A 19,562-nucleotide genomic window follows, 5' to 3' on the forward strand; every position below is an offset into this window, starting at 1 on the left:
AATACATAAAAAATCCCTTCCCATTGGGAAGGTTAAGATGGTATGAAAAAAATAATACACACCACAAAAGCACCAGCTCCAATAGGACCATACAATCAGGCGGTTTTAACAGGAAATACGCTCTACACCTCTGGGCAAATCGCCTTGCATCCAGAAACCATGGAATTGGTTATGGATGATATCAAAACGGAAACCAAACAAGTTATGGAAAACATGAAAGCCGTTTTGGAAGCAGCCGACATGACCTTTGAAAACGTGATTAAATCGTCCATATTCATTAGTGATATGCATAACTTTAAACAGATTAATGAGGTTTATGGTAAATACTTTGATGAAGCTACGGCTCCAGCAAGAGAAACCGTTGAAGTTGCTAATTTACCGAAGTTTGTGAACGTTGAAATAAGTATGATTGCGGTAAAGTAAGCTCCTGCTTCAATAATAAATTTAAGTAAATAGGCACTCCTGTGATATTTATAAAATTCACGTTATCAAGTATTTTTGCATTTGAACAATTAATTATTTCCTAATTGGGTAATAACAATACCTTTACATTATATAATGCCTTAAATTTTAAAGAGTTGAGTGTGCGTTGTTTTTATTAAAAATCAATCACATCTCTTATAGAATAACCTAACACAATTCATTTTATGAATACATCTACAGTCCAAACCAAAACTATGCTTCCTACAGAAGCCGCCAAAGAAATTTACGAATTAGCAATTTCCCATAGGGAAGAAACAGAACAACTAAGAAGACTTGCGCCAGCCGTAGTTGAGCGTATTAAAGAATCTGGACTTTTTAGAATGGGATTACCTAAATTCCTGGGTGGCTGGGAAGACAATCCTGTAGAAGTTCTAAAGACCTATGAAATATTGAGTAGCGGAGAAGCTGCTGTGGCTTGGAGTGTTTGGAACAACCATTTGGCCTGTACTTTTGGACGCTTTTTAGACGAAGACAGTATGAGGGAAATTTACAAAAACTATTCCCATGTGTATGCCAACTCGGCTCGCCCAGAAGGCTTTGCGGAAATAGTTGATGGTGGATATAACGTTTCTGGTCGCTGGTCATTAGTCTCTGGATGTGAATTATCGGATTGGTTTGTAATGCGTTGCCTTGTGACCTCTGACGATTTGCCAAAAACCTTGGGTCCAGGAGCAAAATTGAAATTGTTTTTTATTCCTAAAGAAGACATCAAAGTAATTGACACTTGGAGTGTTGGTGGACTAAGAGGTACTGGAAGTCATGATATTGAAATTAAAGATGCTTTTGTACAAGAAAAATATGCTATTGATTTTGAAGACACAGTACATGTTGATAATGCTTATAATAGATTACCAATTGGCTGTTTAAATGCTGCTGGTTGTGCATCGATAGCTTTGGGCTTATTGAAATCTGCTACAGATGAATTGATCAATCTTTGCTTAGAGCGCGTTACGCCTGGGAAAAATCCAGACCTAAGGGATAGAGCTTCGATTCAAACAGCCATAGCAAAAAGTAAAAACACATTAGCGACTATGCGTGCACAATTGCACAGTTCCGTTGAAACCTTATGGGAAGAATCCCTTAAAGGCAATGAATTTACTGATATACAATTGGCTGATGTTTGGGCGGCTTCCATTGAAGCGGCAACAGCATCTAGAGCTTTAGTTTCCGAAATATTCGCCGTTACAGGTACAGCTTCCCTATACACTAAGTATAAAATTGAACGCGTCCATAGAGATGTTCATGCGGTATTACAACATGGTATTGTGCAACCGCATTGGTTAAACCAAGCAGGTATGGCTTATGTTGGACTGAAACCAAATGGCGCAATGTTTAGAATATAATCCATATATTCTTCGTAAACCATTATAGCGGAAATACATAAAACCCCTATCTATTCTTAATGTTCAGATGTTAATCAATCTGTAATTACGACGCTTTTTTAGGGTTTACATTTAATGATTAAATAAAATAGTATTAAAATACCATCAAATGATTGAAGTTATCACAGACAAAAAAGAATGGAGTGAGCAGTTGGCTTTGGCAGAAAACTTAGATCTATACCATACGTTCGACTATCATCATCTTTCAAAAACAAAAGATGAATCCGCAGTGCTTCTTAAATATACAGAAGGCAACACTACTTTAGTACTTCCGTTGTTGCTAAGACCTATTAAAAATTCAGATTATAAAGACGCTACTTCTGTTTATGGTTATGCTGGATTACTAGCTATAAATATAGGTGAGCAGTTTAAAAAAGACAATTTCCATAAAGCGCTGAATGCTTATTTCAATGATAATAAAATTATATCCGTCTTCTCAAGACTTCATCCGTTTATAGAACATCAGGAAGAATTGCACAACGGTTTGGGTAAAATTGTGTCGCTTGGTAAAGTCGTGTATATCAATTTAACCGATGCCATTGAAGTTCAAAGAGCACGCTATAACCGACGATTAAAAACCTATATCAATAAAGCTCGCAAGCTTTGTACCGTATTTGAAGGGACTGTAGAGGAGCATCTTGACACCTTTATTAATTTGTATGAAGACAATATGAAACGTGTTGATGCTACTGAAGAATATTTCTTTGATAAGGATTATTACCATCGTTTGTTATCGAGTACCGACTTTGAAACCCAGTTAATACTTTGTCGCTATAATGAAACCCAAGAAATTATTGCAGGAGCCCTTTTTATGAAAACGGGCAATATTGTACAGTATCATTTATCAGGACTTAGCGACGACTATTTTGAGCTCAACCCCATTAAACTCATTATTGATGAAGTGCGTATAACTTCTACTAACGAAGGCTATAAAATTTTCAATCTTGGTGGTGGTTTAGGTAGTGAGGAAGATTCACTATTCAAATTTAAAAGTGGTTTTTCTAAAGATTTTGAAACCTTTAAAATCTGGAAATACATCGTCGATGAAGACGCATATAAAACCTTGACCAAAAATCATTTAGGCACTGAAATAAAAACAGAGGATCTCAACACTGGTTTCTTTCCTGCGTATCGTGCGCCACTAAAAGCGCATTCGGTTTAAAAAACATGTGTTCAGTTTTAGAATTTTCTGTTGTAGTCAACCCATTTTAGTCATGGCTTTAAAAGCCATAAACAATTGTTGATAAAACGTTAGGCTAACTTATCATTTAAGGTTCCTGTGTTTTTAAAGAACCCGTATTTTTGAAAGAACTAATATTTCTTCAAAGATGCGCATAGAACACGATATAAAATTAGGCTTTAAAGATGTCATGATTCGTCCAAAGCGTTCTACCTTAAAAAGTAGATCCCAAGTGACCTTAGAGCGTGACTACAAATTTCTAAACAGTAAAACAAACTGGCAAGGCGTTCCCATTATGGCTGCCAATATGGATACAGTCGGGACGTTTGAAATGGCTTTGGTTTTAGCCGAACAAAAATTATTCACCGCCATACACAAGCACTATTCTACCGAAGAATGGCATGCGTTTTTAAACTCAGCGCCAAAAAATATTACCGATTATATCGCCATTAGTACTGGTACAGGTAAAAAAGACACCAAAAAGCTAAAAACGGTTTTTGACATCCATCCTGAACTAAAATTTATATGTATCGATGTGGCCAATGGGTATTCTGAACACTTCGTCAACTTTGTACAACAGACGAGAGAACTATATCCCGATAAAGTTATTATTGCTGGCAACGTGGTGACTGGCGAAATGGTGGAACAACTCCTACTCTCTGGTGCAGATATCGTGAAGGTGGGCATTGGTCCTGGAAGCGTCTGTACGACACGAGTAAAAACAGGTGTTGGCTATCCGCAACTCTCTGCGATTATAGAATGTGCTGATGCGGCTCATGGTTTAGGCGGCCAAATTATTAGCGATGGTGGTTGTGCCACGCCTGGCGATGTGGCCAAAGCTTTTGGTGCTGGTGCCGATTTTGTAATGCTTGGTGGTATGTTTGCTGGCCATACCGAAAGTGGTGGCGAACTCATCACCCGAAATGGCGAACAATACAAACAATTTTATGGGATGAGCTCTTCTACTGCAATGGACAAATATGTTGGTGGCGTTGCCGAATATAGAGCGAGTGAAGGCAAAACCGTTGAAGTGCCTTACAAAGGTGACGTTAAAAATACACTACAAGATATTTTAGGCGGTTTAAGAAGTACCTGCACGTATGTTGGTGCGGAACGTTTAAAAGAATTAACGAAGCGTACGACTTTTATTCGGGTGGCTGAGCAGGAGAATTTGGTTTATGGTGGGTAGGGTTTTCCTTTGGTTAACGGTCTAGTGTATGTTTTCGTTGCGTGTTTAAGCATTAAAGTTAGCAAATAAATCACAGATAGAAAGTAGAGTGAACCCAAAAGCTTAGACAAATTTATAATTTATTTTGATAATGATGAGTTCGATACTCTATCGGGCTCATTCCTTTTAAATTTAGTTTAATCCTGTCCCTGTTATAATAATCTATATACTCCTTTATATCAGTTTTTAACTGGGATATGGATTTGTATTTATTCAAGTAAAACAATTCAGATTTTATAATTCCAAAGAAATTTTCTATTACTGCATTGTCTAAGCAATTTCCTTTACGAGACATACTTTGGGTGATCCCTTTTTCTTGTAATAATCTTTGGTATTGCTTCATTTGATATTGCCAACCTTGATCTGAATGTAATATTAATTCGGTCTGGCCAGGAGTCTCTTTAAAAGCCTTTTTGAGCATTGACACTACCTGTTTAAAATTAGGTTTTTCAGAGAGTTCATAACTTATTATTTCTCCATTGTACAGATCAATTATTGGCGACAGGTATAGCTTATCTTTAAAGACTTTAAATTCAGTAATATCAGTTGCCCATTTTTGATTGGGCATAATGGTTTTGAAATTACGTTGTAATATATTGGGTGCCGTTTCACCAATTTGCCCCTTATAAGATTTATATCTTTTAGCTCTTATACGGCTTTTTAAACCTAGTTCTCCCATTAGCTTGAGTATGGTCTTGTGATTGATCACAAAACCTCTCTTATTGATCTCTAGAGTTATTCTTCTATAACCGTACCTGCCTTTATGACGATGATAAACCTTGCTGATTAGTTGCTTTATCTCTTTATATTTATCTTCTAGATTATTTCTTTTTCGATGATAATAATAACTGCTTCTTGCCATATTGGTATGTTTTAGTAATAGTTCCAAATCATACTTATGCCTTAATTCTGTTATGGCTTGCGTTTTTTGCTTTGCTCTTCTTGAATTAAGGCTTGTAACTTTTTTAGCAAGTCCAGTTCTGCCCGTAAGGATTCATTTTCCAATAGAAGTTCTTCCTCTCTAGTTAACGGTTTGCTGGATTTCTTTTTTGCTCTCTTAAACTGCATAGATTTTGGTTTCCCCCTAGATTTATTGTTTAAGCCTTTGATACCTGACTTTTTGTAGGTCTTCTGCCAATTCATAATTACAGATTTAGTAGGAATATTAAACTTCAAACAAGCTTGACTAAAAGATAGCGAATCTTCTTCAATAGCTTCTAAAACTTTGATCTTGAAAGGTAAACTGTAGACTTTGTTTTTTCTTGGTAACAACGCTTTTTTGCCATATTTCTCATAAAAACGAATCCAATCATGAAGTGTTGTGTGATGACAACCATTTAATTCTGAAACAGCTTCCACTGTTTGATGATGATTTAAAACTTGCTTTACGCAACGAAGTTTAAATTCATAACTATACTTAGCTTTTCTTCCCATAAAAACACATTTGAATAGTGTCTAACTTTTTGGGTGCAGTTCAAAGTCCCCGAGGACTTTCGTTAGAAGCTCTAACTAGCAAAGAATTATACACATCTTTGTTGTACGCAGCTTTATATATTTAATAAATCATCAATATTCGATTTCTTTTTCTTTATTGTCATATCCCACTTCTGTATTTTATTCTCAATTTTCTTTCTGATATTTTCTACTACTTTATCTATACCACTAGAAACTAAAAATTCAAGTAATTCATCATTTTTTAAAAGACTAGGTATTCCTCTTTGTTCTTTTTTAGATTTCTCCAATTGTTTATCATAAATTTTTATAAAATCATCCTCACAATTGTGCTTTTCGGGAAACATCCATATATCGTAATAGTCGTAAATCTCGCAAAAGTCTAAAATTGCATTTTGAAAATTTGCGTGTCTTAAAATCCTTAATTTTGTCGTTCCGTTTTTATCAAAATCTCTTTTCCACAAAGTAGGTTTAATTATTTTAAAGTAAGATTCTACAAGTTCTTTCCCTCTTTTATTTTCAAGCGGTTTATAAATTTTTTTTAGTTGAGGAATTAAGAAATTTGATATAAAAATTGTTTCATCCATTTCAAAACACAGACTCCAAAAATTGAAACTATAATCAGTACTTGATTGCTGTAATACACTTGATAAGTTTTTATATGCTTTATGTTTCTTGTCAGTTGGAAGTCTATTGATAAACATCGCTGTAAAATATTCCTGCATCGAACGATGGGGAAAGAAATATTCAAAACCGTCTAGAATTAAAATAGAAATTGAAGTTCTTAAATCATAAATTAAACTTTCGGTAATGTATTCATAATCAGATGAGTCTCTTACCTTATCTAAAATATCAGTCATATATTCATTTGTAAAAGAATATTGACCTTCAATTAAGGTGAGGTATGAAAATATTGATAATATATCTTCGAAATCATCTCTTTGAAGATTTGTTAATTTTTCTCTTGGAAAACTATTTTTAGTTATACCATCGTGTCGAGAGTATAGAGTGTCAAATACATTTCTATAAAATGCTGTTTTTCTCTTAGGAATTTCTGGGTGGTTTTCAAATGCCATTATAAACATTGAAAGTAATAATGGGTTTCTTAAGAATTCATAATAGTTTTGATTTTTTGGGTCGAGAACTATATTTTTTATTCGGTCTTTTCTTTCTCCTTCTTCGACAATTTTTGAAATAAACCCAATTACATCGTCATCATCTAATGGGCATACTTTAAAGTCATGAAACCTTGGAAAACCTTCAACCCCACTTCCAGGACGAGTTGTTATTAGAAATTTATTATTTGAATAAGAATCAACAAACAATTCTATTTGCCTGTTTATATCTTGTTTTTTGTCTGAAAAAATTTCGTCATATCCATCTAATAAAAACAAAAATTTACCACTTTCTAATGCTCTTTTAAATATACTATCACTAGGCTTAACTTTAGATTTAAGTATTTTCTCGGTGATAAGTTTTTCAAAATCTCCTTTGAATTCATTTAGGTTCCTTAATTCAATTAAAATTGGAATGCGGTTTTGATTAAAAATTGTTTGTAGAAAAATATGTTTTATTAAAGTCGTTTTACCACTTCCAGCCGAACCAACAATTGTTATATTGTTATAATTTGTAAATAGCTCATCAAGGTCATTGAAATCAGTTGTTAACTTTTTGTAAGTTGCTTTAATTGGGAAATATATATCGTTAAATCTAACCTTTTCACTTCTATGAAGAAATGTGTTTGTAAAATAATACTTTTCTGTTTGTGAGTGCAGATAGTCGGTTAATCCTATTTCAAAAAAATTATCCCATTCGTTGTTTACGGCTTTAAATCCATCGACTAAGGGCTTAATTAATCCTGTAATTTCAATGTTTGGTGTTAGTGCCATATTAATTTTTATAATTGCGTACAAATTTAATGATATGAGTCCGTTTTAATAACTTATATCAATCGTTAGCAAAACTAGATATTTTAATTTTAGTTGTCAATACGTAACATTACGTATATTTCAAAAAAACATACCTTATTTTTGTGCTTTAAACAAAAAGCAAGCCTTGAAACTCAAAAAATCAGAACTAAAAGACTTTCTCGACGAAAAAGTCAATCTCTATAACCATCCCAAATTTATTGAGAGTGATCCTATTCAAATTCCACATCTATTTTCAAAAAAAGAAGATATTGAAATTGCTGGTTTTTTAACGGCTACCATAGCTTGGGGAAACCGTAAAAGCATTATTAAAAATGCGCACCAAATGATGGACTTATTGGACCACTCCCCTTTTGACTTTGTGATGCAACACCAAGCTTCCGACTTAGAGCGTTTTGAGGGCTTTGTGCATCGTACTTTTAATAGTGATGATTTCAAACAGTTTGTCACAAGTCTGCGATATGTATATCAACAGCATCAAGGCTTGGAAGCGGTTTTTGCCAAGTATGCTGAGCAAGCGTCACTTCAACAGAGTATTCATCAGTTTAAAAATGTATTCTTTGAATTACCACATTTAGAACGTACCAAAAAACATGTGAGCGATCCACTTAAAAATTCAGCAGCCAAACGTATCAATATGTTTTTGCGTTGGATGGTTCGTAACGATAACAATGGTGTGGATTTTGGGATTTGGGAATCGGTGTCGTCTTCACAACTCAGTTGTCCACTCGATGTGCATTCAGGGAACGTGGCCAGAAAATTAGGCCTGCTAAAACGTAAACAAAATGACGGTAAAGCTTTAGTGGAATTAGACCAGGCCTTACGAAAACTAGACCCAACAGATCCCGTAAAGTATGATTTTGCTTTATTCGGTTTGGGTGTTTTTGAGGGCTTTTAATGAATTTTTTAATTTCTACCTATTCTGTTTTACTCATTAGGACACCTTTGAGGTTTTTTAAATAGAAAGGCTTGAAACAGTCTGATTCCAATTCTATACATATCGCAAATTCGTTTTTTTAAGAGTGCAGAACAGAGTAAGTTAGGGCTCAAATCCCAAATTCCGACAGTGTCGGAATCAACGATTTTCAGAAATAATGAGCAATAAATAATGTTCTGAAAATATATCTAGGATTGGAATAATGAGAAAATTAAAATCCTTTATAATTAATGTATTAGCGAATGGCGCTTTAGCGAAATACGAAGCATTCACGAATTCAAAATTATACACTATGAATCCCTGAGTAATTCCTAATAAATCGTTTTGATTTTTTGGTTCGTTTTGCATCAAGGCAAAATGAACGAATAAATAAAAATATGGATTAAACTAACCAAAAAATTCAATACGACACCTAAAAAAATATGAATTTTAAGAATCACTAAATCCAGTTTTCATAAAATTGATATTTTAAAGTGCGGAAAACAAAAGGGCATTTAAATGGCTTCTTTAATTTACTATCTTTAGAACTTCAACCAAAAATCTTTCAAAATGAAATGTCGCCTTACACTTCTTTTAATATGCTGTTTTGCTTTTAGTTTTTCACAAGATTTAAAAATTCCTGTGGACACCACTATTGTGAGCAACGGTTCTGTGACCATTAAAGGCAAATCCATTACCTACAAGGCCGAAACAGGTTTTCAACCGGTTTGGAACGACGACGGAAAAATCATCGCCTCGCTGTATTACACCTATTACAAACGTACCAATGACAGCAAAGGCAACGACAGACCTATTATGTATTCCTTTAATGGTGGACCAGGTTCGGCCTCACTTTGGATGCATATCGCTTACACAGGCCCAAAGATTTTAAACATTGATGACGAAGGCTATCCTACACAACCGTATGGCATTAAAGACAATCCAAATTCTATTTTGGATGTGGCCGATATTGTGTTTATAAATCCTGTAAATACTGGTTATTCGCGAAAAGTAGCTGATAAGGAAGGTAAAATGCCAGATGATAAATTATTCTTTGGTGTGAATGCCGATATCAAATATCTCGCCAGTTGGATGAATACCTTCACTACACGAAAAAATCGTTGGCAATCCCCAAAATATATTATAGGCGAAAGTTATGGCGGCACGCGCGTTATGGGATTGTCTTTAGAACTTCAAAATAACCACTGGTTATATCTCAATGGTGTAATTTTAGTATCTCCTGCAGATTATAAAGTGTTGCGTGTTGGTGGGCCATTATCGTCTAGTTTATATTTACCTTACTACACTGCTGCAGCTTGGTATCATAACATGCTAGATCCAGCGCTTCAGAAAAAGGATTTATTGGATATTTTACCTGAAGCTGAAACCTTTGCCATTAATGATTTAATGCCTGCGCTTGCCAAAGGTGGATTCATTGGCGAAACCGAAAAAAATGCTATCGCTAAGAAAATGAGCTACTATTCGGGCTTATCTGAAAAAGTGATTTTACAACAAAACCTAGACGTTCCCAACCGTTTTTTCTGGAAAGAATTGTTACGTGATAAAACTGGGGAAACTATTGGTCGTTTAGATTCCAGATATATTGGTATCGACAAAGTTGAAACTGGCGATAGTCCAGATTATAGTCCAGAACTTAGCTCTTGGGTGCATTCCTTTACACCTGCGATAAATTATTACATCCAGAATGAATTGGGTTTTAAAACCGATATTAAGTACAATGTTTTTGGAGACGTTGGCAATTGGGACCGAACGGATGATAATACTAGGGAAAATTTACGCCAAGCCATGGCACAGAATCCGTACTTAAAAGTGTTGACCCAATCTGGATATTACGATGGAGCCACCACTTATTTTTCGGCTAAATACTCGCAATGGCAAATTGATCCCAGTGGAAAAATGAAAGACCGATTCTCTTTTAAAGGTTATAGAAGTGGCCATATGATGTATTTACGAAATGAAGATCTTAAAAAAGCCAATAACGATTTAAGGGAATTTATAAGTAACTCATTACCACAAGGAAAATCGGCTAAGTACTAAATTTGTGTTTTTTTTGGGAATTATTATAAAGCTTCTTAATTATTTTTAACGTAAATAGTATATATAGGCTACTATTTGATACTAATTTCTCCTAATATGATAACTCCAAAATTTCCAAAAAACGAATTACAGCGCTTAGAAGCTGTAAAATCGTATAATATTTTAGATAGCTTACCAGAAGAGGACTATGACAATATTACTGCATTGGTCGCCTCTATTTGCGATATACCTATTGCGTTGATTGCGGTAATGGATACGGATCGTAATTTTTTTAAATCGCATCATGGTATTCCATTTAACGAGTCACCTAGAGATATTTCATTTTGTGGTCATACCATTTTGGATGGGGATATTTTAATTGTAAAAGATGCTAGGAAAGACAAACGATTCATTGATAACCCACTCGTATCAGAGCAGCAAGCTATATTTTATGCAGGAGTACCATTAATTAATCCGGAAGGTTTCCCATTAGGAACCATTTGTGTTTTCGATCATAAGCCAAGAGATCTCGATAAATCTCAAATCAACGCCCTAAAGTCCCTTGGGAAACAAGTGGTAAACCTATTGGAATTAAGGCGCAAAAATTCCATATTAGAAGCAACCAAAACAGAACTGGAAGAACGAAACAATCGACTGACCGCATTTGCCAGTCATGTTTCGCACGATTTAAAGTCGCCATTAGCCAATATTACATCGCTAACCGATTTATTAAAACAAGACGATGCGTCGCGTTTATCGGAAGATTCAAAAGGCTATTTAAACTATATTGAAGAGTCTACGACAGTGCTGAAAGAGTACATCGATGGTATTTTGCGTTACTACAAATCTGACGAACTTTTAAAAGCAAAAAAGGAAGATGTGGACCTGTTCGAATTAGCTGAAGACATAAAGCGTGTTTTAATTTCAAATGCTGACAAAATCATTGCTCCCAATGCTACCATTCAGCATATAAACAAAGCTGCACTCTCACAGATTCTCATTAATTTAGTGGATAACGCTTTAAAATATAATGATAAGGCTGAACGTATTGTGACTATTGCATATGAAACATTATCGGACCACCACCGATTTAAAGTTTCGGACAATGGTATAGGAATTCCAGAAAACCAAAAACATAAGATCTTTGATATCTTTAGAACCGTAAAAAATGATTTTGGAAAGTCGAGTACAGGAATTGGTTTAAGTACGGTGAAAAATCTGGTTGAAAAACTAAATGGGCAAATTTCCGTAGATTCAGAATTAGGAAAAGGGAGTACGTTTACATTTACGATAGGATTATAATTAAAAAAGCTGTTAAACAAAATTGTCTAACAGCTTTCAATTTGACCTAACATTATAATTAACCTTTCAGCCAAGCAGCTCTTAAAGCTTTCTGTGCGTCGGTTGCATTTTCATCTTCAACAATAGATTCACCCGTTGCATATGGTTTTGTCAAGGTTGTTTTAATACTAACGGGTTTGCCATCACGCTCTAAGTCCATGGTGATATCTTGACCTTCTTTCCACATAAACATGCCTCCAATCACTTGTTGTGCATTTGCCATAGTTAAATCCATGCCGTTTACTTTCTTTATGACATCACCTGCCTGTATATTTTGTGATTTCCAAAATGAATTCTGTAAAGCCATAGGTGCAAAGAAAATAGTCCCTTTTGCTTGATCAGCATCAAAAATAACATTCTGTTCACCTGCAAAAATATAATTAGTTTCTACTTGGGTTTCGCCCGTCTTTAAGCCAACCATCGCAAAAAAGTCATCATAATTGATAGGCACATCACCTTCAACATGTGTTTTAAGGAATTCACCAACACTTGGATAGGTCATTGCCGTAATATCAGCAATCAGTTTATCATCTTCAAACGGTTTTTCTTTTCCGTATTTTGCAGAGAGTTCTTTCATTAACGACAGCATACTTCGGTTACCATCGCTTTCCTTTCGCATTAAAATATCAACGCACATGCCGATGAGTGCACCTTTCATATACACATTAATATAATTACTGGCATATGGTTCTTTTAAGATATTCTCGCTCATAATTGTAAAACTCATGGCATCATCCAAACGCTTAGACGTTTGTATTTTAGAATATATTGTATTGTAGAATGTTTGGTTTTCGACTAAGTCTTCGTACACTTGGAAATGTTGTGCAAAATATTCCGTAACCCCTTCATACATCCATAAATGTTTGGAAAATGTTGGTTTAGCGTAATCAAAATAGTGTACATCTTCAGAATGTACAGACAATGGTGTTACAATATGAAAAAACTCATGGGACACCACATCAATAATAGAACTCTTAAGTGACTCTAAACTTTCACTTTCGCTAAAAACAGCTACCGTTGACGTATGATGTTCTAAGGCTCCAAAACCTTTAGGGTCATTTTCACCACCTCTGGATAAGTATAAATAAATATCGTAACGCGGTGTTGTATTCACATCGCCTAAATAACGTTTTTGCGCTTCCATCATTTTGTAAACCGTCTCCTTTAAACTTGCTGCAGTATGTTTGCCTGTTGGCGAGTATAGACTTAGAACAATTTTGATATCACCTACCATAAATTCTTCAACATCCAAATTTCCATACATCATTGGGTTATCGGTAATATCAAAATAACGATCTGCAAAATAGCTACTTGTCATTGCCGTACCATCTGCGCTTGTTGTCGTACCTTTATTTTCTAAAGCAGAGGTTCTCTCAAAAGAGGCAGGAGCAGTAACATCCACAGCATATTGATTATTCTTTAAAGAATCAAAATAACCAACAAAGCCATGTAGGTTTAACACATAATTGTCGTCTTCTATATTAGTACCACCTGGCGAAAATATATCCTCACCTCCTATGCCACCAGTAGTTTCAATATCAAACGTATCATTCACATAATATTGAAGTTTATCTAGTTTTGTAGCATCCGTAATGCTCCATGTATTATCATCTACTTTGGTTACCGTTAATTCATTGCCATCGTAATCCAATGCTTTAAAATCATCAACATACTTTCCGAAATCACTTACGGAATAGGTGCCTTGTACAACTCTTGGCAATCTGTAAGTTACAGTTTCTGTTGTAAAACGACCAGGATTAATAGTTACTGGTACTCTATCATTATTGACCGCAGTTAAATCCAAAGCCGTCATAATAGGATTGCTTATAGCCAAATCGTCTACCGTTGGTTTTGCAGATCCACAACCTACTAAAACGATACTCAAGCCAAGAATGGCTAAATAATTCTTCATTGTTTAAATATTTATTTTTTTACAAGTCTTGCAAATCTACAATCTGTTACCACTATAAATCTAAAGGTTTTGTTAAAAAGATGTTTTTTAGTTTTTCTCTGTTTAAAAATTAAAAATGCTATTTTGCAGTATGCCAAAACCATCAAAATTTATTAATTATTTAAAAGAGTCAAAACGAATTTTTATATGGTTCACATTCTGCCTTCTGTATTGGTTGATATCAGATTTTTATGAAGGTATTTTTCAAGGTTTTTTTAATTCAACTTTGTTTATTATTGGATTACCTATTCTAGTTTATATTGGGCTTTATTTTATTCGGAATCATAAAATCATTAATATTATATGGTTAATGCTGATACTAATATTGATTTACTTTGCGACATTTTATTATGTCTAATTTTGAAAAACTAATAACTCTGAATTTCAATTGAAAACAATGCTCAACAATTTAGTTAGTGTTTTAGTCCCTTTCAAAAACACGGACGCATTTATTGCCGAATGTTTGGATTCTATATTGAAGCAATCCTTCACCAATTGGGAAGCTATTTTTATTGATGATCATTCTGATGATGATTCATACGCTATTGTTGAACGTTATGCTGAAAAAGATGCCAGAATCAACGTCTATAAAAATGAACACTCCGGAATTATCGACGCTTTAAAAACCGCATACAAACATAGCTCTGGAAATTATATCACGAGAATGGACAGCGACGATCTAATGACACCAATCCGGCTTAAAACCATGATCACCAATCTTGAATCATACGGTAGAAAACACTTAGCCGTCGGACAAGTAAAATACTTTAGAGCAGATGGTTTAAGTGACGGTTTTGCACGTTATGAACAATGGCTAAACGGTTTAACAGTTGAAGGCAAAAACTATTCTGAAATTTATAAGGAATGTGTTATCCCGTCACCGTGTTGGATGTTGCATCGTGAAGATTTTGATGTCTGTGGTGGCTTTAATTCTGATGTTTATCCTGAAGATTATGATTTAGCGTTTCGGTTTTTCAAAGCTAACTACACCTGTATTCCGTGTGATAAAGTGTTGTTACATTGGCGCGATTACAGTACTAGAACCTCAAGAACGCATGAGCATTATGCGGAGAATTCATTTCTCGATCTTAAAGTGCATTATTTTTTAGAGTTGAATTATGATGCCTCAAGACCTTTAGCCATTTGGGGCGCAGGACACAAAGGCAAAACATTAGCAAAAATACTTCTGAAAAAGAACATTCCGTTTTACTGGATTTGTGATAACCCAAAGAAAATAGGAAAACATATTTACGACCAAGAACTTTATAATTTTGATTATTTAGCTGAACTACAAAAACCGCAAAGTATTGTAACGGTTGCCAACACTAAGGCGCAAGTCGAAATCACAAGATATTTTAAAACCAAAAAAATGCAATCTATGATTGATTATTTCTTTTTCTGTTAAATTTCTCAAAAGCGAAACTAGGTAATCTCTTAGCATTCTATATATTTGAAGCTATAAAAGACCTTTCAGGTTTTAAAAACAATAATAACAGGAATGCAATTCAAAAATCCCGAATTACTTTACGCCCTATTTTTGCTGGTCATTCCTATTCTTATACATTTATTTCAGCTACGTCGTTTTCAAAAGGTTGAATTTACGAATGTGAAGTTTTTAAAATCGGTAAAGCTTCAAACACGAAAGAGCTCACAACTAAAAAAATGGATGACACTTTTAACACGAATGCTTCTTTTAGCTTGTGTTATCATAGCATTTGCCCAACCTTTTTTTCCGAATACAGAAGATTTTAATGAAGCCCAAGAGACGGTTGTATATTTGGACAATTCCTTTAGTATGCAAGCCAAAGGTAGCAATGGCACCTTGCTAAACGAAGCCATTCAAGATATCATAAATACCTTACCGGAAGATGAGACCATCAGTTTGTTTACTAATGATAAAACCTTTAGAAACACAACCGTAAAAGCATTGAAAAACGATTTGATTCAGTTGTCACATTCCCCAACACAGCTCAATTATGATGCGGCTTATCTTAAAGGAAAACAGTTGTTTTTAAATCAAGGTGCTGCGACTCGAAATTTGGTTTTGGTGTCCGATTTTCAGCAAAAAGGAAATCTATTGAATTTTGAAACAGATTCCACGGTTCAACTAAAATTGGTGCAACCGAAATCGACCTTGGTTTCCAATATCAGTATCGATAGTATCTATGTGGCTAACGCAACGGCTGAAACTCTAGACCTTAAGGTCAAATTATCCAATGAAGCCGAACCAATAGATAATGTGACCATTTCCTTGCTTAATGATGAGGTATTGCTTACAAAAAGTGCCATAGATATTGACAAAGAAGCCGAAGCTACGTTTACGGTTGCCAATAATAAAGTGATTAATGGTAAACTAACCATAGACGATGCAGGCTTGCAATATGACAATACGTTCTATTTCAATATCAATTCGAAACCTAAAATTAAGGTGTTGGCTATTAATGAAGCAACAGATGATTCGTTTTTAAATCGGATTTATACCGATGATGAATTCGACTTTAAAAGTTACAAGTTGAATGCACTTAATTTTAATTTAATTCCAGAGCAAAATCTCATTGTCCTTAATGAACTTGAAACCATTTCAAATGCTCTAAAAGCCGCATTAGTTTCCTTTATGAACGATGGTGGAAAACTCTTGGTAATTCCTGCTGATAAAATTGATCTAAATTCTTATAATCAATTATTTAGAGCGTCTAATATTAATGGCTATACCAATCAAAACTCCAACGAGAAACGGATAACGAGCATCAACTATAACCATCCACTTTTAGAGAATGCCTTTTATTCCAAAGTGACTAATTTTCAATATCCCAAAGTGGAGAGATCCTATCGTTTTGCTTCAAATTCAAACAACGTCTTGTCTTATGAAGATGGTTCGCCTTTTTTAGTTGGAAACACCAATACCTATGCTTTTTCTTCAGCCTTGAATTCTGATAATTCAAATTTTAAAAATTCACAATTAATCATTCCTGTATTGTATAATTTAGGACTACAGAGCTTGAAATTGTCTAAATTATATTACTCCATCGGTCAACCAAATTCCATTGCAATTCAGACATCGATCGGACAAGATGATATACTAACGTTAGATTCTGATGAAACCTCTGTGATTCCACTTCAAAAAACCTATAGTAAATCTGTGGTTATGGAAACGGAAGATTTCCCCAATACTGCGGGAATTTTGAAGGTTAAGAATAAGGACAATGTCCTTCAAAATTTAAGCTTCAATTATAACAGGACAGAAAGCAATCTCAGTTATTACGATTTAAACGCTTTGACAGACGCAAATGTAGAATCGAGTTTAGCCACAACGATTAACACTATAAAAAGTAACACAACTATTAATGCGTTATGGAAATGGTTTGTTATTTTTGCATTAGTATTTTTAATTATAGAAATGCTGCTTCTAAAATATCTTAAATGAACGCACTCATAAAATCTGCAACCATCGTTGATTCTAAAAGTGATTTTCACAATGAAACGGTTGATATTTTAATTGAAAAAGGTCGTATTTCCAAGATTTCCAAACGTATTGCCAATCCTAATAACTACCAAGAAATAAAACTGGACAACTTGCATGTGTCGCAAGGTTGGTTTGATAGCAGTGTGTCTTTTGGCGAACCGGGTTACGAAGAACGCGAAACTATAAGTAATGGTTTAAAAACGGCCGCACGTTCTGGTTTTACGTCGGTAGTTTTAAACGCCAATTCCAATCCTGTGATTGATAGCTACGCAGATATTACGTTTGTAAAATCTAAAGCGAATGACAATGTGGTTAAGCTCTATCCTATTGGTGCATTGACACAAGGAAGTAAAGGTGAGGATTTAGCGGAATTGTTTGATATGAGCAATGCCGGAGCGGTTGCTTTTTACGATTACCAAAAACCGATTTCCAATCCAAACTTAATGAAAATAGCGTTGCAATACGCCAGTAATTTTGATGGACTAGTATGTTCATTTCCGCAAGAATCAAAAATTTCGGGACTTGGTGTTGCTAACGAACATATCAATAGCACCAAATTGGGATTGAAAGGAAATCCTGCTTTGGCAGAAGAATTACAAGTCGCACGAGATTTATTTCTATTGGAATATACCGAAGGCAAACTTCATATACCAACGATTTCAACAGCAAAATCAGTAGAATTGATTCGTGCAGCAAAGGTTAAGAAACTGGATGTAACCTGCAGCGTGGCCATTCATAATTTGGTTTTTACGGATGATGTTTTGCAAGAATTTGATACCAATTTTAAAGTGCTTCCGCCTTTACGAACGCAAAAAGATTGTGACGCCTTGATTGAAGGCTTAAAAGATGGCACCATCGATATGGTTACCACAGACCATAATCCTATTGATATTGAGGATAAAAAAATTGAGTTTGATTATGCCAAATATGGCACTATTGGTTTAGAATCGGCTTTTGGTGCGCTACAAAACATCTTAACGCCTAAAAAAACGATCAGTCTATTAACACAAGGTAAATCACGTTTTGGCATTTCTGAAACAACGATTAATGAAGGCCAAATTGCAGATTTAGCTTTGTTTAATCCAGATACAACTTACGAATTTAATACTACTCATATTTCGTCCCGTTCCAAGAATAGTATGTTTCTAGGTTCAATACTGAAAGGCGAAACTTATGGTGTTATTGCGAATAGTAAAATGGTTTTAAAATAATGAATAATACTACTATTGAAGAGGGTAAAACAATGGCATTAGTAGCTTACTTAACTTTGTTCGGTACGCTCATTGCATTTTTTATGAACCAAGATAAACGGAATCCGTTTACAACTTTTCATGTGAGGCAAGGTTTAGGATTAGGCCTACTTTACATCATGATTGCTTTTGTAGTGAGTAGCTTGGATAGCTTGATGGCAAGTATGTCCTTTTGGATTTTCTTTTCCGTTTTATATTTGTACGGTATTTATGGCGCTATTACTGGGAAGCTCAACAAAATCCCAATACTTGGCGACTTTTTTCAGAATTTATTTAAATCAATTGGCCAATAAACATGTCGAAATTACACTATATCAAAAGACCTTCTTCGCTTAAAGAAAATGCACCATTGCTCATCATGTGCCATGGTTATGGCAGCGACGAGAATGATTTATTTTCATTTGCTTCAGAATTGCCTGAGGAATTAATGGTAATCTCATTAAGAGCGCCTTACACCATGCAACCGTATGGCAATGCTTGGTACGCCATAAATTTTGATGCCGATAAAGGCAAATGGAGCGATAATGAACAAGCCAAACAATCGGTAAAATTAATAGCTGATTTTATTGATTACGCTTGTGGAACTTATGCAGTAGATCCAAACAATGTTACACTTTTAGGATTTAGCCAAGGCACCATTTTAAGTTATGCCGTTGCATTGACTTATCCTGAAAAAGTAAAGAATGTCATCGCCCTAAGTGGTTATATCAATGAAGACATTCTACCAGAAAAGATTGAACCCTCTGATGTTGCCCATCTTAATTTCTTTTGTTCCCATGGTTCTGTGGATCAAGTCATTCCTGTGGGTTGGGCTAAAAAAACACCTGCATTTTTAGAAGGTTTGAACATTAACCATGTGTATAAGGAATATCCTGTTGGACATGGCGTTGCGCCTCAGAATTTTTATGATTTGAAGACTTGGTTAGATCAATATATGTAGTGTAAACCGAA

The 19,562-nt window shown here is 34.8% G+C and carries 16 protein-coding genes; 12 read left to right on the plus strand and 4 right to left on the minus strand.

Annotated elements, in window-relative coordinates; all coding sequences use genetic code 11:
- The first annotated feature begins 42 nt into the window (after nt 1–42).
- From HM990_RS10205 to HM990_RS10220, 4 genes are all read left to right on the plus strand, one after another.
- Nucleotides 43–423 (plus strand): RidA family protein, encoded by a 381-nt coding sequence (locus HM990_RS10205; protein ID WP_178988840.1) that lies wholly within the window; start codon nt 43–45, stop codon nt 421–423.
- A gap of 224 nt (nt 424–647) precedes the next feature.
- Nucleotides 648–1,826: an acyl-CoA dehydrogenase family protein gene (locus HM990_RS10210; RefSeq protein WP_178988841.1), complete on the plus strand. Its 1,179-nt coding sequence runs from the start codon at nt 648–650 to the stop codon at nt 1,824–1,826.
- Between the two features lie 148 nt (nt 1,827–1,974).
- A complete protein-coding gene (locus HM990_RS10215) occupies nt 1,975–3,027 on the plus strand; it encodes a peptidoglycan bridge formation glycyltransferase FemA/FemB family protein (protein WP_178988842.1) in 1,053 nt (350 codons plus the stop codon).
- 166 nt (nt 3,028–3,193) lie between these two features.
- Nucleotides 3,194–4,234 carry a GMP reductase gene (locus HM990_RS10220; protein WP_178988843.1) on the plus strand — a complete coding sequence of 347 codons (1,041 nt, stop codon included), beginning with the start codon at nt 3,194–3,196 and terminating at the stop codon, nt 4,232–4,234.
- Nucleotides 4,235–4,346: 112 nt separating this feature from the next.
- Here the strand turns inward: HM990_RS10220 and HM990_RS10225 are convergent, their stop codons facing one another.
- The 3 genes from HM990_RS10225 to HM990_RS10235 form a co-directional block, all read right to left on the minus strand.
- Nucleotides 4,347–5,267 carry an IS3 family transposase gene (locus HM990_RS10225; RefSeq protein WP_178991948.1) on the minus strand — a complete coding sequence of 307 codons (921 nt, stop codon included), beginning with the start codon at nt 5,265–5,267 and terminating at the stop codon, nt 4,347–4,349.
- The gene (locus tag HM990_RS10230) at nt 5,186–5,707 is read right to left on the minus strand and encodes a helix-turn-helix domain-containing protein (RefSeq protein WP_178988844.1); all 522 of its coding nucleotides are present in this window, start codon (nt 5,705–5,707) and stop codon (nt 5,186–5,188) included. The genes HM990_RS10225 and HM990_RS10230 overlap by 82 nt, the downstream gene beginning before the upstream one ends.
- Nucleotides 5,708–5,820: 113 nt before the next feature.
- On the minus strand, nt 5,821–7,614 hold the full coding sequence (locus tag HM990_RS10235) for an NACHT domain-containing protein (protein ID WP_178988845.1): 1,794 nt from the start codon (nt 7,612–7,614) through the stop codon (nt 5,821–5,823).
- A gap of 166 nt (nt 7,615–7,780) precedes the next feature.
- On the opposite strand from HM990_RS10235, the gene HM990_RS10240 reads away from it, so the two are divergent.
- From HM990_RS10240 to HM990_RS10250, 3 genes are all read left to right on the plus strand, one after another.
- Nucleotides 7,781–8,551, plus strand: coding sequence for a TIGR02757 family protein (locus HM990_RS10240; protein ID WP_178988846.1), 771 nt, complete (start codon nt 7,781–7,783; stop codon nt 8,549–8,551).
- A 588-nt stretch (nt 8,552–9,139) separates the two neighbouring features.
- A complete protein-coding gene (locus HM990_RS10245) occupies nt 9,140–10,627 on the plus strand; it encodes a S10 family peptidase (RefSeq protein WP_178988847.1) in 1,488 nt (495 codons plus the stop codon).
- A gap of 96 nt (nt 10,628–10,723) precedes the next feature.
- The gene (locus tag HM990_RS10250) at nt 10,724–11,908 is read left to right on the plus strand and encodes a sensor histidine kinase (protein ID WP_178988848.1); all 1,185 of its coding nucleotides are present in this window, start codon (nt 10,724–10,726) and stop codon (nt 11,906–11,908) included.
- Between the two features lie 58 nt (nt 11,909–11,966).
- Here the strand turns inward: HM990_RS10250 and HM990_RS10255 are convergent, their stop codons facing one another.
- Nucleotides 11,967–13,859 (minus strand): M61 family metallopeptidase, encoded by a 1,893-nt coding sequence (locus tag HM990_RS10255; protein WP_178988849.1) that lies wholly within the window; start codon nt 13,857–13,859, stop codon nt 11,967–11,969.
- 436 nt (nt 13,860–14,295) lie between these two features.
- Between HM990_RS10255 and HM990_RS10260 the strand changes: the two genes are divergently transcribed.
- From HM990_RS10260 to HM990_RS10280, 5 genes are all read left to right on the plus strand, one after another.
- Entirely contained in the window at nt 14,296–15,303 is a 1,008-nt protein-coding gene (locus HM990_RS10260) for a glycosyltransferase family 2 protein (protein ID WP_178988850.1), read from the plus strand.
- 93 nt (nt 15,304–15,396) lie between these two features.
- Nucleotides 15,397–17,322 carry a BatA domain-containing protein gene (locus HM990_RS10265; RefSeq protein ID WP_178988851.1) on the plus strand — a complete coding sequence of 642 codons (1,926 nt, stop codon included), beginning with the start codon at nt 15,397–15,399 and terminating at the stop codon, nt 17,320–17,322.
- Nucleotides 17,319–18,572: a dihydroorotase gene (locus HM990_RS10270; protein WP_178988852.1), complete on the plus strand. Its 1,254-nt coding sequence runs from the start codon at nt 17,319–17,321 to the stop codon at nt 18,570–18,572. The genes HM990_RS10265 and HM990_RS10270 overlap by 4 nt, the downstream gene beginning before the upstream one ends.
- Nucleotides 18,572–18,904, plus strand: coding sequence for a hypothetical protein (locus tag HM990_RS10275; RefSeq protein ID WP_178988853.1), 333 nt, complete (start codon nt 18,572–18,574; stop codon nt 18,902–18,904). The genes HM990_RS10270 and HM990_RS10275 overlap by 1 nt, the downstream gene beginning before the upstream one ends.
- Before the next feature lie 2 nt (nt 18,905–18,906).
- Nucleotides 18,907–19,551: an alpha/beta hydrolase gene (locus tag HM990_RS10280; protein ID WP_178988854.1), complete on the plus strand. Its 645-nt coding sequence runs from the start codon at nt 18,907–18,909 to the stop codon at nt 19,549–19,551.
- The last annotated feature ends 11 nt before the right edge of the window (nt 19,552–19,562 follow it).

Source organism: Winogradskyella schleiferi, assembly GCF_013394655.1.
GTDB classification, from domain to species: domain Bacteria; phylum Bacteroidota; class Bacteroidia; order Flavobacteriales; family Flavobacteriaceae; genus Winogradskyella; species Winogradskyella schleiferi.

Bases quoted from the DNA above. Each gene is read 5' to 3' on its own strand.
- HM990_RS10230 (WP_178988844.1), bottom strand. From the start codon at position 5,707: ATGGGAAGAAAAGCTAAGTATAGTTATGAATTTAAACTTCGTTGCGTA.
- HM990_RS10255 (WP_178988849.1), bottom strand. From the start codon at position 13,859: ATGAAGAATTATTTAGCCATTCTTGGCTTGAGTATCGTTTTAGTAGGT.
- HM990_RS10215 (WP_178988842.1), top strand. From the start codon at position 1,975: ATGATTGAAGTTATCACAGACAAAAAAGAATGGAGTGAGCAGTTGGCT.
- HM990_RS10245 (WP_178988847.1), top strand. From the start codon at position 9,140: ATGAAATGTCGCCTTACACTTCTTTTAATATGCTGTTTTGCTTTTAGT.
- HM990_RS10205 (WP_178988840.1), top strand. From the start codon at position 43: ATGAAAAAAATAATACACACCACAAAAGCACCAGCTCCAATAGGACCA.
- HM990_RS10280 (WP_178988854.1), top strand. From the start codon at position 18,907: ATGTCGAAATTACACTATATCAAAAGACCTTCTTCGCTTAAAGAAAAT.
- HM990_RS10250 (WP_178988848.1), top strand. From the start codon at position 10,724: ATGATAACTCCAAAATTTCCAAAAAACGAATTACAGCGCTTAGAAGCT.
- HM990_RS10260 (WP_178988850.1), top strand. From the start codon at position 14,296: ATGCTCAACAATTTAGTTAGTGTTTTAGTCCCTTTCAAAAACACGGAC.
- HM990_RS10220 (WP_178988843.1), top strand. From the start codon at position 3,194: ATGCGCATAGAACACGATATAAAATTAGGCTTTAAAGATGTCATGATT.
- HM990_RS10210 (WP_178988841.1), top strand. From the start codon at position 648: ATGAATACATCTACAGTCCAAACCAAAACTATGCTTCCTACAGAAGCC.
- HM990_RS10275 (WP_178988853.1), top strand. From the start codon at position 18,572: ATGAATAATACTACTATTGAAGAGGGTAAAACAATGGCATTAGTAGCT.
- HM990_RS10235 (WP_178988845.1), bottom strand. From the start codon at position 7,614: ATGGCACTAACACCAAACATTGAAATTACAGGATTAATTAAGCCCTTA.
- HM990_RS10270 (WP_178988852.1), top strand. From the start codon at position 17,319: ATGAACGCACTCATAAAATCTGCAACCATCGTTGATTCTAAAAGTGAT.
- HM990_RS10265 (WP_178988851.1), top strand. From the start codon at position 15,397: ATGCAATTCAAAAATCCCGAATTACTTTACGCCCTATTTTTGCTGGTC.